A 14,266-nucleotide genomic window follows, 5' to 3' on the forward strand; every position below is an offset into this window, starting at 1 on the left:
GGAATCGCTGGGCCGGATACCGCGGCAAGCCGTGCCGATTCTCGCTGCTATAATTCCGTGCGGAAAAATTGCAGTTTATTTAACTCTGGAATCGTCAGCGCAGAATCCATCCATTCGCGAGACTTGAAAATGAAGAAAAGTACTATAGTCGTTGGGCTCCTGCTGGCAGCAGGCCTGGCACAAAGCGCCTTTGCCGCTGCCAAGGCGCCGCTGCTCAAGCGCAGCGCGGTCATGCAATGTGCAGACCGCAAGATTGAATTGAAGGGCGATTGCTCCAAGCAAGATGAGATCGCCGGCTTGTCCTGCACCAGGCAGCGCCTGAGCAAAGTCTGAATATGAAATCCCTGTTGAAGGCATCGCTTTCGATGATCGCGTTTTGCTGCATGGCGCAGGCAAAAGCAGCAGATGTTTATTCTCCTTACGGCTTGCATTGCCCGGCCGTCTCCACGCCATCTGATGAAGATATCAGCAAGGTTACAGGAAGTCTCGATCAGCGCTACCGTGCAGCCTGGGGGAAAGAGCGGAAGCCTGGCCAGCCGATTCCTACCAAGGCTATCGATCCCAGGTTAATGGAAGAGATTGCAGCAATCTCGGCGTGCGGCGCACTCATGGATCAACCCTCCTGCTCACAGTATTACGACCCTGAGTTTGGCGGGAAGGTTAGCGTCTTGATGGACCTGCGCGCTAAAGCTCCGGTCCGCAGGCAATTTGACGAAGCAATTGCGGCGCTGCCATCTGTCGAGGCGAGGAAGGCAGCCCTGCACTGCATCAAACTAGTTGGAAGGAAATAAGTTCGCATGAAGCCTGCATTTTTAACGGCACTGAGCCTTCTTTTGTCTTGCGCGGCGGCACCAGCGATCGCGGGTGAGGCTTACGCGCCGTTTGGCCTGCGTTGTGTCGCCGCAGCGACGAACGCAGACTCTACAAAAGTTGCGGAAAGCCTCAGCCTGCGCTTTTCGAAAGTCTGGGGAAAAGACTGGCTGACGAAGCCAACGCCGCCCGGCCAGATTGATCCGAAGGTCATGGAAGAAGTTGTCGCCATTTCGGCATGCGCAGCAATCGTAGATTGCCCGAATTACTTTAACCGCGAAATCGGTGGCGACCTGACGGTGTTTACCGACATTGGAACCAAAGTGCCATTGCGCAGGCAATTTGATGCAGCGGTGGCCGCGCTCCCTGCGTCGGAAGGCAAGACCGCGCTGCAAAGTTGCATGAAGCTCGAAGCCAAAAAATAAAAAAAAGCCCGCTGGTTAAAGCGGGCTTAAACTATTTTCTTGGAGGAGAATAGTGGAGACATGTGCAATTATGGTGCGCCGCCACATATTAGTCCAATTTTCGTTTTCGATAATCGTTATTCAGATTTCGTATAACTAATCTTTTACTGGTACAACGTAGTTCAGCGCCATGCGGCCACCATCAACGAAAAGCGTCTGTCCGGTCATATAGCTGGCATCGTCGCTAGCGAGGAAAGCGCATATCGAAGCGACCTCTTCCGGCTCACCGCAACGCCCCAAAGGAGTGCGCGACAAAATGGTGCGTTTTGCTTCCGGGCTGGCCAGGACCGCCTGTTTTGCCAGTTCGGTCAGGATGGTGCCGGGGCCGATGCCGTTGACACGGATGCCATAAGGCGCCAGGTTCAGCGACATGACCTTGGTCAACTGGTTCACGCCACCTTTGGACACCACATAAGGCACTTGGTCCGGGATTGCCAGTTCCGAGTTCACGCTTGACATATTGATAATGCAGCCGCTCTGCTGCTTGACCATTTCGCGTGCCACTGCCTGGCCGCACAGGAACATGGATTTCAGGTTAATGCCAAGCACGCGGTCGAAGTCGGCTTCCGCCAGGTCGAGGAAGCTGCATTTGTGGGTCACGCCGGCGTTGTTGACCAGGATGTCGATGCGGCCGAAAGCGGCCAGGGTGGCAGCGACCAGGGCGTCCACGTCGGCTTTCTGGCTGACGTCCGCGGTGAAGAAGCGGGCCTGGTCGCCCAGGGCTTCGGCAGCCTGGGCCCCTTCCGGCTTGATGTCCACCAGCATGACCTTGGCCCCTTCGGTAATGAGGCGCTGGGCGCAGGCCAGGCCGATGCCCTGGGTTGCGCCGGTGACGATGGCTACTTTATTCGTTAATTTCATAGTGCTTCCGCGGTTCGGTTAGGAAGCTTATTTTAGAGGATGACCGCGTCGTTGGGCAGTTGGTTGGGGCGTGTGCCGTCGGCGGGATAGTGGCGTGCCAACAGTGTGTTGAGCTGCTCCAGTGCCGAAAGAGTGGGGGCGTGGTAGTCGCCCTGGGCGAAGCCGGTGGTCATGGTGCGGCAGATGGTTTGCCATTCGGTGTCGGCAACCAGTCTGCCGACATGGCGGTCGGCCACGATATCCACTTCGCGCGCGGCGAGGTTGATGTAGATGAGGACTCCGCAGTTTTCCTCGGTATCCCAGACGCCGTATTGCGCGAACAGGGCGCGGGCGCGCTGGCGGTTGCTGACGTTGTTGAAGGCTGAAAGGGCGTCCAGGCCCGGTTCCACGATCAGGCGCACTTCGGCGCGATGGCGTTGTTCGCCTTGCGTGATGGCTTGTTCGATCGCTTGCAGCGTGGCTGGCGGGAAGGCGCGCTTGCCCACGCTTGTGCCGCTAGTCATATGCCGCCAGGCGCGCTTGCAGCGGCCGAAGAAACTTGTAGCTTGGGTTGTCATCACCAGTCTCCCGAGGCGCCGCCGCCATCGAAGCTGCCACCGCCGCCGCTGAAGCCGCCGCCGAAGTCGCCGCCACCGCCCCAGCTTCCGCCGCCGCTACGGCTTGCCGCGGCACTCAGGGCATTGCCCAGCGCGGCGCCGATCAGCACGCCTGTTGCGTCCGAACCCCAGCCGCCGCGCCGCAGTCCCCGGCGCGAACCGCCGCGCATCATCGGCAGGATGACGAAAACGCCAAACAGCAGCAGGGGCAAGAGCCAGCCGGCCGACCAGCCGCCGCCATCGCGCCCGCCACGTCCGCTATCGCCATCGCCCGCATTGCGACGGCCGGCCTGGCCCGTGCCTTCATCCGGGCCGCCTGGTGACCGGGTCTCGCCAGCGCTGCCCGGGACATCGGCGCCGCCGGTATCCGCTGCGCTGCGCGCCAAGCCCGATTCTCCGCTGCCTGGAATGCCGCCTGCCCCCGCTGCTGCCGCCATACCGGCCACGCCAGCGTTTCCAGCTGCAGCGCCGCCGGCCGCCGAGCTTTGCTGCGCGCCGCCCAGCGTAGCTCCTGGCGCTGACGCGGATGCGGTGCGCTGTCCTCCCGGCGGAGCAGGGAAGTGCTCCTTATCAAGCAAGGTCGCGATCGAGCTCACGCCGGCCGCCAGCCCACCGTAAAAATCCCCTTGTCGAAAATGCGGCGCTATCACATCCTGCAGGACGCGCTTGGATTGGGCATCCGTCAGCGTCCCCTGGACCCCGCGGCCAGCCTCAATCCTCAGCCTGCGCAGCGAAGACGGATTATCCTTGGCCACTACCAGCAGCACACCATCATCAACGCCCTTGCGTCCCAGCTTCCACGCCTCTGCCACGCGAATGCTGTACTGCTCGATCGCCTCCGGCGCCGTGGACGACACCAGCAGGATGGCAATCTGGCTGCCCGTCTTGCGCTCATAATCGGCCAACACCCCATCGAGGGACGAGCGTTGCTGGGCGGTCAACATGCCCGCCTGGTCGGTAACGCGGGCCGCGTGCGCCGGCACGGCGGCGAAGCCATCGGCCGCCTGTGCGCCGGTGACGACAAGCGCAAGCAGCGCCATGATCGCCAGCCCGATCACCACCCTCAGCCACGGCGAGCCAGGCAAGATGGTCCAGCGCCGCGCATGCTCCGCCAGCCCGCCAGTACGCCGCGCCAGGTCGCGATCGATGAGCGGATCGCTCAACCGATCCTCATCGCGGCTGGAAGCCTTGCCGCCGCCGCGGGTATGCCGAGGTGTAGTCGCCATTGCGACTCCTTACTTCTTGTTGAAGTCCACCGTGGGAGCAGTTGAAATGGATTTTTCGTTCTCGACGGTGAAGCTGGGCTTCACGTCGTAGCCGAACATCTTGGCCGTCAGGTTGGTCGGGAAGCGCCGTGCCAGGACGTTGAAGTCCTGCACCGAGGCGATATAGCGCTGGCGTGCCACGGTGATGCGGTTCTCCGTGCCTTCGAGCTGCGATTGAAGGTCGCGGAAACTGGCATCGGCCTTCAGTTCAGGGTATTTTTCTGCCACCACCATCAGCCGCGACAGGGCATTGGTCAACTCGCCCTGGGCCTGCTGGAATTTCTGCAGGGCCCCCGGATTATTCAGTACATCCGGCGTCACCTGCATACTGGTGGCCGAAGCACGGGCCCGGGTCACCGCCTCCAGCGTTTCGCGCTCGTGCGAGGCATAGCCCTTCACCGTGTTCACGAGGTTCGGGATCAGGTCGGCCCGCCGCTGGTACTGGTTGACCACCTCACCCCACTGGGCCTTGACCGCTTCGTCCTTGGCCTGGAACTCGTTGTAACCGCAGCCGGACAGCAAAACCGTTGCCAGCACACCCATTGCCAAAAATTTTCGCATCATTCGCTCCTTGGAACGTATTATCGAAATATACACGCAATCAGCCGGCGGCCATGTGCGGCAATGCACACACCCGGCCCGTTATAATGGTGGGTTTGCAACGCAAAGAATAAAGAGGCCCGCTGTGACATTTATCGAAAAATTATCCGCTGCCTGGGCAGCCAACGATTCCCTGCTGTGCGTTGGCCTGGACCCGGATATGGCGCGCCTGCCTGCGCAATTCCAGAACAATCCGCAAGGCATTGTCCAGTTCTGCACCGGGATCATCGACGCCACTGCCGACCTGGCATGTTCGTTCAAGCCGCAGATTGCCTATTTCGCGGCACTGGGGGCGGAAGGCCAGCTTGAAAAAATCTGCGCTTATGCCAAGGAAAACTATCCGCATATTCCGTTGATCCTGGACGCCAAGCGCGGCGACATCGGCGCCACCGCCAAGCAATATGCGCGCGAGGCGTTCGACCGCTATGGCGCGGATGCGGTGACCGTCAATCCGTACATGGGTTCCGACTCCGTTGAGCCTTACATGGAGTGGAGCGACCGTGGCGTGATCATCCTGTGCCGCACCTCGAATGCGGGCGGCTCGGACCTGCAGTTCCTGAAGGTGGACGGCAAGCCGCTGTACCAGCATGTGGCCAAGCTGGTGGCGGAGAAGTGGAATGCCAACGGCCAGTGTGCGCTGGTGGTGGGGGCGACCTTCCCGGAAGAACTGGCGCAGGTGCGCGGAATTGTGGGCGACATGCCGCTGCTGGTGCCGGGGATTGGCGCGCAGGGCGGAGATATTGAGGCGACCGTCAAGGCGGGCCGTACTTACAACGGTACCGGCATGATGATCAATTCGTCGCGTGCGATTTTGTATGCGGCGCCGCAAGGCGGGGAGGATTTCGCGGCCGCGGCACGCCGCGTAGCGCTGGAGACGCGCGACGCGATCAATGCACATCGCGCCTGAAACCGGCAAACCAATGTCAGACCCATAGGGTCTGACACTAGGTGTCTGACCCTGTGGGTCAGACAACGCCGTACCGGTTTCAGTAGCGCTCCGGCGCAATCATTTCAACGTATTCGTACAAAGCCCCCAGCACCTCCTGCCCCCGCTCATCGGTCTCCGCCCCAAGCCGATCCAGCTCCGAGAACAACTCATCGACTGTCCGCGCCCCGCCGGCACCTTCAAACAAGCGCGCCGCACGATGCTGTTCCCAATGCTCATGCTCTTCCTCGGACAAAGTCTGCGGGAAGTTACGCGCCCGGTAGCGGAAAAACAGTTCGCCCAACCGGTCATCCTGGAAATGCGGTGACGCCGACGCCAGCTTGGCCGGATGCTCGCGCCGCAAGGATTCCAGCAAGCGCTTGTCGCCATTGCTGACAAAGCCGCCATACAAATCCTCATCGACATCCGCCGGCTCGCCGACAGGGCGCCAGAACACCTGTTCCCAGATCGCCGACATATCCGGCCCTGCCGCAGCACGCGCAGCATGGGCACGCGCCGCCTCCAGGTCCAGTCCCCAGCGCTCGGCCAGTTCCGGCCGCAGCGTCTTCAGGTTCGACACCAGCATTGGCGACTTGTTCAGGTGGATGCTCTTGATCGGCAGGCGCGTCATCCCCTCCGGCATGGCGTCGGCGCGGGTAAACATGCGGATGCGGATCGTCTCCGCATCCAGCGCAAACAGCTCCTGCGGGTCATAAGTGCAATCCCACACCAGCAACTCGTTCTTGTTGGATGGATGCGGCGCCAGCGGCCACACCAGCGCAAGGCAGCCGCGCTCCGCCGGGAACATGCCCGACACGTGCAGGAAAGGCTGGCGCAACTCGCGCGCCAGGTGCAGCCCGATCTCCTCGGAGACGCGGTCCTTCTTGTGCAAGGCCAGGCAGAAATCGAACAGCTTCGGATGCTTCTGGCGGATCAGGCGGGCCAGGGCAATCGTCGCGCGCACGTCGGACAAGGCATCGTGCGCAGCCTCGTGCACCAGGCCATTGGCCTTGGTCAAATGCTCAAGCTTGAAGCTCGGTTTGCCGCTATCATTAAGGGGCCACTCAATACCTTCGGGGCGCAACGCATAGGTCATCCGCACCACATCCAGCAAATCCCAGCGCCCGCACTGGTTTTGCCACTCGCGAGCGTAGGGATCGATCAGGTTACGCCAGAACAAGAAGCGCGTCACTTCGTCGTCAAAGCGGATAGTGTTGTAGCCTACGCCTATGGTGCCAGGCTCCGAAAAAGCCTTCTCGACGGTTGCCGCGAATTTGTGCTCCGGCACGCCCTGTTGCAAAGCTTGCTGTGGGGTAATGCCGGTAATCAGGCAGGCGACCGGGTCAGGCAGGTAATCGTTGGCTGGTTGGCAGAACAACATGATCGGCTCGCCGATTTCGTTCAGCTCTGCGTCGGTACGGATTGCAGCAAACTGGGCTGGGCGATCGCGGCGTGGCACGGCGCCGAAAGTTTCGTAGTCATGCCACAGGAAGGTATGGTTACTCATGGTGCAAATGTTGGTTCTCGTTATCGAATGCTGAGGCAAGGAGGACTGCTGTGTCAAATACCATTTCCGTCAATACCCGTGCCACGCCCGCCGCCGCGAGCAGCGACACGGCCATTTCGGCGTCCACCCGCGCCAAGATGCAACTGAACGTGTCGATCCTGCAGGAATCGGCCTCGGTTTCGCTGAATTCCGAAAATGATCCGCTGGCGCTGGTCTACAAATCGGCAATCACCTCGATCAACGAGCAGCTTGAGTCTGATTTCGGGCCGGATGCGATCCAGAACGCCACCGGGCAGGACAACTCGCCGGAAGGCACGGCGGGGCGCATTGTATCGCTATCGACGGCCTTCTTCAGCGCTTTCCAGCAACAGCACTCCGAGCTGGAGGGGGATGACGCCCTGAATCGCTTCATGGACACGATCAAGGGCGGCATTGAAAAAGGCTTCAAGGAAGCCCGCGATATCCTGAAAGGCCTGAAGGTGCTGGGCGGCGACATTGCCTCCAACATCGACAAGACCTACGAGCTGGTGCAGAAAGGCCTGGATGCCTTTGCTTCGAATCAAAGGCAAGCTTCCTCCACCGACGAGTCCCAAAGCGGCAAGGTGGCGTAATAAAAGTCGGGGTCAGGTCTGGCAATCCGCCATTGCGCGAAGCGCAAAGTTCCTCGAGAAGCCAGACCTGACCCCGACTTTTATTTTGCGACTTCAACGCGGTTGCGGCCGGAATCCTTGGCGCGGTAGAGGGCCGCATCGGCGGCGGCGATGAGGGCCGTTTCGTCCTGGCCGGGACCCAGTGCTGCGACGCCGAAGGAACTGGTGATGTGCGGCAGCGGCAGGCGCATATCGCTGAAGACTATCGCGTCGCGCATGCGCTGGCACAGGCGGCCGGCCACGGCTTCGGCCACCTGCACATTCGTCTCGGGCAGCACCACCATCATTTCTTCGCCTCCGTAGCGAACCGCGAAGTCGGTTGGCCGCAAGGCGCCGGTGAGCACTTGCGCGGCCGCGCGCAGGGCTTGGTCGCCTTGCAGGTGGCCGTGGCTGTCGTTGAATTTCTTGAAGTGGTCGATGTCGAGCATGATCAGCGACAGCGGCTGGCCGGTGCCCTGGGCGCTGGCGACCAGTTGCGGCAGGAAGTCGTTCAGCCAGGCGCGGTTATACAGGCCGGTCAGGCCGTCCACCATCGAGAGCTGGCGATAGAACTCGCCAAGCTTTTGGCGCTTGCGCATCTGCGCGTTGGCGGCGCGGATACGGAAGGAAAGCAGGCGTAACAGATTGCGCGCTACGCCGTTGGCGGCGTCGATCAGTTCCCACGCCAGTTCCGATTCGATCACCAGCAGTTCGCTTTGCTCCAGCGCGGTAATCGCGGCCTGGTTGGCTTCTTCGTCGAGCACAGCCTGTTCGCCGACGCTCTCGCCGGGCAGGACTTTGCTGATGGTGCCGTCGGACATGCCGGTACTCATATCGGCCGCCACCGACAAGGCGCCGCGCAGTACGATGTACAGGCGGGCGCGCTGCGGGTCTGAGACCACTTCGCCTTGTTCGACCTGCACGATCGGGCAGTCCTTCAACAATGGTGCGATGCGCAGGCTGTCGGCGCCGCGGAATAGTTGCAAGGCCTGGATCTGGTAAGCGGAAGTGCCGAAGGTGCCAATCGGTTTCAAGATGAACTTTCTTACTGCGGTATCAACAGGTGTTAATGATAGCCTAAGTGTGGTTCAATATCGGCCATGACTTTTACCGACATCCTGGGCCAGCAACATGCGGCCGCTCCAAACGCGCGCATCGTTTCGCTGGTGCCTTCGATTACCGAGCTTCTTTGCGACCTGGGCCTGGCGCCGCAACTGGTGGGCCGAACGGGTTTCTGCATCCATCCGGCGGACGTGGTGCGTAATATCCCGAAGGTCGGCGGCACCAAGGACGTCAACATCGAAAAGATCCGCAAACTGGCGCCGACCCACCTGGTGGTGAACATCGACGAAAACGAAAAGCCTACCGTCGACAAGCTTGCGGAATTCGTGCCGCATATCGTGGTCACGCATCCGGTCGAGCCGCGCGATAACCTGGCGCTGGTGCAGTTGATGGGAGGCGTGTTCTGTGCGATGGAGCGCGCGGATGCCTGGTGCGGCGAGTACGAACGCGAACTGGCGCTAATGCAAAAAGGCCGTCCGCAGCGCGTGCTGTACTGCATCTGGAAGGACCCGTGGATGACGGTCTCGCGCGATACCTATATCGCCCGCATGCTGGCGCTGATCGGCTGGTCGGTTCCCGAGATCGGCGACGTGCGCTATCCAAGCTTCCAATGGAGCGATGCGCTGGTGCATGACGTGGACCAGGTGCTGCTGTCGTCCGAGCCTTACCGCTTCACGGAAGAACACGTGGACGCACTGGAGCGCCAGATCGGCAAGCTGGTGCAGTTGGTCGATGGGGAAATGATGTCCTGGTACGGCAGCCGTGCCCTGCAAGGTATCCGATACCTGAAAGGCCTGGCCGCCGCGGGTTAGGAATTACTCTTCAGCCTCTTCGAAGTTGGGCTGGGACGTGTGGCGCTTGCCATCGTTCAGGCGGCCCAACGCGCTGTCGATGGCTCGTTGCAGCTTGTCTGCTGCGCCGTTGATGGATTGATGCAGGGTTGCGTCGTGGTCGGTGACGGCAATCGGCTGGTAGCCGTTGACGCGCGCCTCGATCATGCAGCGGATATCTCCGTCAGAGGACTTCTGTGCATTGCCTTCGCTGAGGTGGACGTCGACGCGTCCGATGTGCTCGCCGAACCGGTGGAGTGCAGTCTTGACCACTTCTTTCACATGGTCTTCCAGGCCTGCAGTACGTTCGATGGTTTTGTCGGTGTTCACACTGATTTGCATATGCTGCTCCCGTTTGTTAACCAAAACGTGTTGCCACGCGATTTCATCATACGCCTACATCAGCGAAGCCGCCATATTCACAAATAAACCCAGGATAAGAAGATTGAAGAAGAAGCTCAGCACAGACTGGCCCAGCACCAGTTTGCGCATGGCGGGTGCTTGCACCGACACGTCCGAAGTCTGCGCGGCGACGGCAATCGTGAAGGAGAAATACAGGAAATCCCAGTAATCGGGCTGGGTCTCGCCGCCAGGGAATGACAGGGGGCGCTGGCGCCCCTCGGCCTTGTAATAAAGGTGGGCGTAATGGAAGCAGAACAAGGTACCGACCAGGAACCAGGAGCCTACCAGCGTCATCACCACAAAGGCGTAATGCAGCCCGCGTTCATTGGTGGGCATGTCGCGCAGGCTGGCCAGTTCGCTGCTGATGGCGATCATGCTGGCGACCGTGGCGATTACCAGGCTGGCCAGGATGGTTGCTGCGCGTTCATCCTGGCGTGCGGCGATGCGCTTCACCTCGCGGTGGTCGGCGCGCATCATCATCCAGCCAACTGTGAACAGGTACATCCAGACCGAGATGTCCCAGGCAGACAGCACGCGCACCAGCGGTTTCCAGTGCGATGGCAGGAACACCCCCGCCAGTGCGCCGACCGCGATGGCGGCGCTCAGGTGCGGGCGGCTGCGAACGATGTGGTAGCGCATGCGGTCAATCTTACTACTTGTCGTGATGGGGGAAGCGGTCCATGCGCGACAGGACAGGGAAGCGCCAGGCCCAGATGCCCGTCACGGCCAGCGTGGCGACGCCGCCGAAGACCACGGCGCGCGTGAGTCCCAGCCAGCCGGCAGTGACGCCGGATTCGAATTCGCCGAGTTCGTTGGAAGCGCCAATGAACACTGCGTTCACGGCGCTGACCCGGCCACGGATTGCATCGGGCGTTTCGAACTGCACCAGCAAATGGCGAACGTAGACGCTGATCATGTCGCCTGCGCCCAGCAGCAACAGGCAGGCGAGGGCGAGCGTGAAGCTGGAAGTGGTGCCGAGGATCACGGTGCAAATGCCGTACACGGCGACGCCGCCGAACATCCAGATGCCGACGCGACGGGTAATCGGCCAGAAAGCCAGTGAAATCGAGCACAGTGCGGCGCCAGCACCGGGCGCGGTGCGCAGCAGGCCAAGGCCGGAGGGGCCGATGTGCAGCACATCGTGCGCCAGTGCCGGCAGCAGCGCCGTGACACCGCCAAACAGCACGGCGAACAGGTCGAGCGAAATTGCCCCCAGCATGATGGGGCGCGACCAGACGAAGCGCAATCCTTCCAACACGCTGTGCCAGGTGGCCGGCTCCTTGCGCGTGGCCTGCGGGGCGGGACGGGTCAGGCACATCAGCACCACGGCCATCAGCAGCATGACGGAAGTGACGGCGTACACCGTTGCCGGGCCATACACGTAGAGCAGGCCGCCCAGCGTCGGGCCGAGGATCACGGCGACCTGGAAGGTCGAACTGTTCAGGGCCACCGCGCGGCTGAAGTCCTCGGTGGGGACCATGTTGACCAATACTGCCTGGCCGGCGGGGCTCGAGAAGGCGCGCGCGCTGCCGTACAGTACCAGCACCGCAAAGATAGGCCAGACGGATTCGAAGCCGCTGTGCGTGTAGCCCAGCAGCGCCAGCCCGCACACCAGTTGCGCGCCGAGGCAGGTGGCAATGATGTTGCGGCGGTTGTAGCGGTCGGCGGCATGGCCGGCGTACAGGATCAGCAACAGGAAAGGCGCGAATTGCGCCAGGCCGATCATGCCGAGGTAGTACAGGTTCTTGGTCTGTGCATAGACTTGCCAGCCGATGGCGACGTTCTGCATTTGAACGGCGATGGTGCCGAGCAGGCGGGCTGACAGGTAGAAGGCGAAGTTGCGGTGACGGAGGACGGAGAAGCCGTTGGATGACATACGTTTGCGTGCTTGGGGAGCCGTGGAGCGCTGCGCGCCCCACGGCACGCAGCGCGGGGAAAATCTCAAGGTTGCTGGAGATCCGCTTCGGATGTGAAGGCGTCTGCAAAGAACTCGTCTTCCGGCAGCTTGCAGTCCTTGACGAAATCGCGCTTGGCCGATTCAACCACGATCGGGGCGCCGCAGGCGTAGACCTGGTAGCCCGACATGTCCGGCAGGTCGTCGATCACTGCCTGGTGGACGAAGCCGGTGCGGCCGCTCCAGTTTTCTTCCGGCAGTGCATCGGAAACCACCGGCACGTACTTGAAGTGGGGCAGTTCTTGCGCCCATTGGCGGCACAGCGCGTCCATGTACAGGTCTTGGGGGCGGCGGCCGCCCCAGTACAGCGTCATCGGGCGCTTGGAGCCGCTGGCGCGTTCGTGTTCGACAATGGCCTTGATCGGCGCGAAGCCGGTGCCCGAGGCCAGCAGCACCATCGGCTTGTCGGAATCGTCGCGCACGAAGAAGGTGCCCAGCGGGCCTTCGAAGCGCAGGATATCGCGCTCCTTCATGGTGCTGAACACCTGGTCGGTGAACAGGCCTCCCGGCATGTGGCGGATGTGCAAGGTGATCGCGCCGCCTTCCGGTGCGGTGGCAATCGAGTAGGCGCGGCGCTTGCCGTCGCGCAGCAGGAATTCGAGGTACTGGCCGGCCTTGTACTGGAAGGTTTCGTTGGCAGGTAGCTGCAGCGTCAGCACCATCACGTCCGGCGCCATTTTCTCCAGAGCGTTGACGCGGGTCGGCATTTTCTTGATCGGGAATTCGCCGCTGCCGACCACTTCGCGCGCTTGCAGCACCAGGTCGGAATGCGGAATCGCACAGCAGAACAGGGACATGCCGGCTGCTTCTTCTTCCTCGCTCAGGGCGCGGCGCTGGTGCGCCTTGTGGCTGACGGAGCCCGACACCACCTTGCCCTTGCAGGAACTGCAGGCGCCATTCTTGCAGCCGTAGGGCAGGCCGACGCCGGCGCGCATGGCTGCGGCCAAAACGGTTTCATCGTCTTCGCAGGTGAATTGGTGGCCGCTAGGCTGAACAGTTATTTGGAAAGACATACAATCTTAAAAATGGAAATCAGTAAAAAATTCAACAAGCCGCGCCTGCTGGTCATTGGTTGCGGCGATGTGGGCATGCGTCTGCTGCCTTTGGTGCGCGCGCATTACCGTGTATTTGCCGTGACCAGCCAGCGCGAGCGTTTTGCCGAATTGCGTGCGGCGGGCGCCGTTCCCCTGCTGGCCAACCTGGACCAGCCCGAATCGCTGCGTCGCCTGGCCGGGCTGGCGCACCAGGTCGTGCACCTGGCTCCACCGCCGGGCGAGGGTGTGCTGGATCGGCGCACCCGCAATGTGACCGCCATTTTACCTGACCGGGCGCAAGTGGTTTATGTGAGCACCACCGGCGTGTACGGCGACCTGGGCGGGCGCTGGGCTGACGAAACCCAGACCGTTGCTCCTCGCAATACGCGGGCGCTGCGGCGGGTTGATGCGGAGCAGGTGCTGCGGGACTGGGCGTGCCGCGCGCAAGGGCGACTGGTAATCCTGCGCGTGCCGGGCATCTATGCTGCGGACCGTTTGCCAATCAAGCGCCTGGAGCAGGGAACGCCAGCGCTGCGTCCGGAAGATGACGTTTTCACCAACCATATCCACGCCGACGACCTGGCGCGTGTTGTTTTGGCGGCCTTGCGCAAAGGATTTTGTAACCGTGTGTATCACGCAGTGGATGACACGGAACTCAAAATGGGGGACTATTTCGACATGGTGGCCGATCATTTCGGCCTGCCGCGCCCTCCGCGCCTGGATCGGGCAGCACTGGCGCAGGCCGTGGCGCCAACCCTGTTGTCTTTCATGTCGGAATCGCGCAGGCTGGCGAACCGGCGCCTGAAAGAGGAGTTGCAGGTACGGCTGCAGTACCAGGATGTTGCAGCCGCCTTGAGATGCATCAAGCGCCCGTGATGCTGCCGGCGCTATCTTGTGCCAACGTCTGCCAAGGAGGGCGCCATGTATAGCCATCCCACCAAGGAACAAGTCCGTGCTTACCTGGCCCAGCGCGGCCACGCCCACCTGCCTCCGCCTTCACCCGAGGAAATCAGGCGCCGCCTTGACTGGCGTTCGGAGTACACTCCCATGCCGGCTGCCCTGATGTACCTTCCCCCCGCACTGGCCTGGATCACGTTTGCCTGGCTCTGCTTGCCGTTTACTTTAGCAATAAACGACCATCAGTAGTCTTTTTGTTAAACAAGATGAATTCCTAGCACAGCTTTGTGCGCTACAATCTATCAAAATCTCACGGCGTTAAGCGAACGGCAATAAATCGGTGTATGATACCGTCCGTGTGCCGAAAATTGCGTCAATAACGGCTTTTTCTGGCGCTCTTTGTCGAAAATTCCGCCAATAATTTTGTTGC

Annotated in this window: 17 protein-coding genes and 1 pseudogene; 8 read left to right on the forward strand and 10 right to left on the reverse strand. The window is 61.4% G+C overall.

Features of this window, described 5'->3' with window-relative positions; translation table 11 throughout:
- Positions 1–129 precede the first annotated feature (129 nt).
- The 3 genes from ACN9M3_RS09280 to ACN9M3_RS09290 are packed head-to-tail and all read left to right on the forward strand — an operon-like array spanning position 130 to position 1,235.
- Positions 130–333: a hypothetical protein gene (locus tag ACN9M3_RS09280; protein WP_426321997.1), complete on the forward strand. Its 204-nt coding sequence runs from the start codon at positions 130–132 to the stop codon at positions 331–333.
- 2 nt (positions 334–335) lie between these two features.
- Positions 336–791: a hypothetical protein gene (locus tag ACN9M3_RS09285; protein ID WP_426321999.1), complete on the forward strand. Its 456-nt coding sequence runs from the start codon at positions 336–338 to the stop codon at positions 789–791.
- A gap of 6 nt (positions 792–797) precedes the next feature.
- Positions 798–1,235 carry a hypothetical protein gene (locus ACN9M3_RS09290; protein ID WP_426170135.1) on the forward strand — a complete coding sequence of 146 codons (438 nt, stop codon included), beginning with the start codon at positions 798–800 and terminating at the stop codon, positions 1,233–1,235.
- Positions 1,236–1,370: 135 nt separating this feature from the next.
- Here ACN9M3_RS09290 and ACN9M3_RS09295 read toward each other — a convergent pair whose 3' ends face one another.
- The 4 genes and pseudogenes from ACN9M3_RS09295 to ACN9M3_RS09310 all read right to left on the reverse strand — a co-directional run bounded on the left by ACN9M3_RS09295 (position 1,371) and on the right by ACN9M3_RS09310 (position 4,560).
- Positions 1,371–2,135 (reverse strand): SDR family NAD(P)-dependent oxidoreductase, encoded by a 765-nt coding sequence (locus tag ACN9M3_RS09295; RefSeq protein ID WP_426322001.1) that lies wholly within the window; start codon positions 2,133–2,135, stop codon positions 1,371–1,373.
- Between the two features lie 32 nt (positions 2,136–2,167).
- On the reverse strand, positions 2,168–2,692 hold the full coding sequence (locus ACN9M3_RS09300) for a TPM domain-containing protein (protein ID WP_426322003.1): 525 nt from the start codon (positions 2,690–2,692) through the stop codon (positions 2,168–2,170).
- Between the two features lie 587 nt (positions 2,693–3,279).
- A pseudogene (locus ACN9M3_RS09305) lies at positions 3,280–3,771 on the reverse strand (TPM domain-containing protein); the annotation flags it as partial.
- Between the two features lie 195 nt (positions 3,772–3,966).
- Positions 3,967–4,560 carry a LemA family protein gene (locus tag ACN9M3_RS09310; protein ID WP_426322005.1) on the reverse strand — a complete coding sequence of 198 codons (594 nt, stop codon included), beginning with the start codon at positions 4,558–4,560 and terminating at the stop codon, positions 3,967–3,969.
- A gap of 121 nt (positions 4,561–4,681) precedes the next feature.
- Between ACN9M3_RS09310 and pyrF the strand changes: the two genes are divergently transcribed.
- Positions 4,682–5,503 carry an orotidine-5'-phosphate decarboxylase gene (gene pyrF / locus ACN9M3_RS09315; RefSeq protein ID WP_426322007.1) on the forward strand — a complete coding sequence of 274 codons (822 nt, stop codon included), beginning with the start codon at positions 4,682–4,684 and terminating at the stop codon, positions 5,501–5,503.
- A gap of 79 nt (positions 5,504–5,582) precedes the next feature.
- Here pyrF and sbcB read toward each other — a convergent pair whose 3' ends face one another.
- Positions 5,583–7,028, reverse strand: coding sequence for an exodeoxyribonuclease I (gene sbcB, locus ACN9M3_RS09320; protein WP_426322009.1), 1,446 nt, complete (start codon positions 7,026–7,028; stop codon positions 5,583–5,585).
- Positions 7,029–7,078: 50 nt separating this feature from the next.
- On the opposite strand from sbcB, the gene ACN9M3_RS09325 reads away from it, so the two are divergent.
- Positions 7,079–7,639, forward strand: a complete 561-nt coding sequence (locus ACN9M3_RS09325) for a DUF5610 domain-containing protein (RefSeq protein WP_426170155.1) — start codon at positions 7,079–7,081, stop codon at positions 7,637–7,639.
- Between the two features lie 80 nt (positions 7,640–7,719).
- Here the strand turns inward: ACN9M3_RS09325 and ACN9M3_RS09330 are convergent, their stop codons facing one another.
- Positions 7,720–8,691 (reverse strand): diguanylate cyclase, encoded by a 972-nt coding sequence (locus ACN9M3_RS09330; RefSeq protein ID WP_426322011.1) that lies wholly within the window; start codon positions 8,689–8,691, stop codon positions 7,720–7,722.
- 66 nt (positions 8,692–8,757) lie between these two features.
- Between ACN9M3_RS09330 and ACN9M3_RS09335 the strand changes: the two genes are divergently transcribed.
- Positions 8,758–9,531 (forward strand): helical backbone metal receptor, encoded by a 774-nt coding sequence (locus tag ACN9M3_RS09335; protein WP_426322013.1) that lies wholly within the window; start codon positions 8,758–8,760, stop codon positions 9,529–9,531.
- A gap of 3 nt (positions 9,532–9,534) precedes the next feature.
- Here ACN9M3_RS09335 and ACN9M3_RS09340 read toward each other — a convergent pair whose 3' ends face one another.
- The 4 genes from ACN9M3_RS09340 to ACN9M3_RS09355 all read right to left on the reverse strand — a co-directional run bounded on the left by ACN9M3_RS09340 (position 9,535) and on the right by ACN9M3_RS09355 (position 12,918).
- The gene (locus ACN9M3_RS09340; RefSeq protein WP_426170162.1) at positions 9,535–9,891 is read right to left on the reverse strand and encodes an HPF/RaiA family ribosome-associated protein; all 357 of its coding nucleotides are present in this window, start codon (positions 9,889–9,891) and stop codon (positions 9,535–9,537) included.
- Positions 9,892–9,945: 54 nt separating this feature from the next.
- Positions 9,946–10,590, reverse strand: a complete 645-nt coding sequence (locus tag ACN9M3_RS09345; RefSeq protein ID WP_426322015.1) for a DUF1345 domain-containing protein — start codon at positions 10,588–10,590, stop codon at positions 9,946–9,948.
- A 13-nt stretch (positions 10,591–10,603) separates the two neighbouring features.
- Positions 10,604–11,827, reverse strand: coding sequence for an MFS transporter (locus tag ACN9M3_RS09350; protein WP_426322016.1), 1,224 nt, complete (start codon positions 11,825–11,827; stop codon positions 10,604–10,606).
- Between the two features lie 65 nt (positions 11,828–11,892).
- Entirely contained in the window at positions 11,893–12,918 is a 1,026-nt protein-coding gene (locus tag ACN9M3_RS09355; protein WP_426170170.1) for a CDP-6-deoxy-delta-3,4-glucoseen reductase, read from the reverse strand.
- A gap of 12 nt (positions 12,919–12,930) precedes the next feature.
- On the opposite strand from ACN9M3_RS09355, the gene ACN9M3_RS09360 reads away from it, so the two are divergent.
- Together ACN9M3_RS09360 and ACN9M3_RS09365 are read left to right on the forward strand one after the other, a co-directional pair.
- Positions 12,931–13,815: an SDR family oxidoreductase gene (locus ACN9M3_RS09360; protein WP_426170173.1), complete on the forward strand. Its 885-nt coding sequence runs from the start codon at positions 12,931–12,933 to the stop codon at positions 13,813–13,815.
- Between the two features lie 45 nt (positions 13,816–13,860).
- Positions 13,861–14,085, forward strand: a complete 225-nt coding sequence (locus ACN9M3_RS09365; protein ID WP_426170175.1) for a hypothetical protein — start codon at positions 13,861–13,863, stop codon at positions 14,083–14,085.
- The last annotated feature ends 181 nt before the right edge of the window (positions 14,086–14,266 follow it).

It is taken from the genome of Pseudoduganella sp. R-43, assembly GCF_049913255.1.
Taxonomy (GTDB): Bacteria; Pseudomonadota; Gammaproteobacteria; order Burkholderiales; family Burkholderiaceae_D; genus Rugamonas.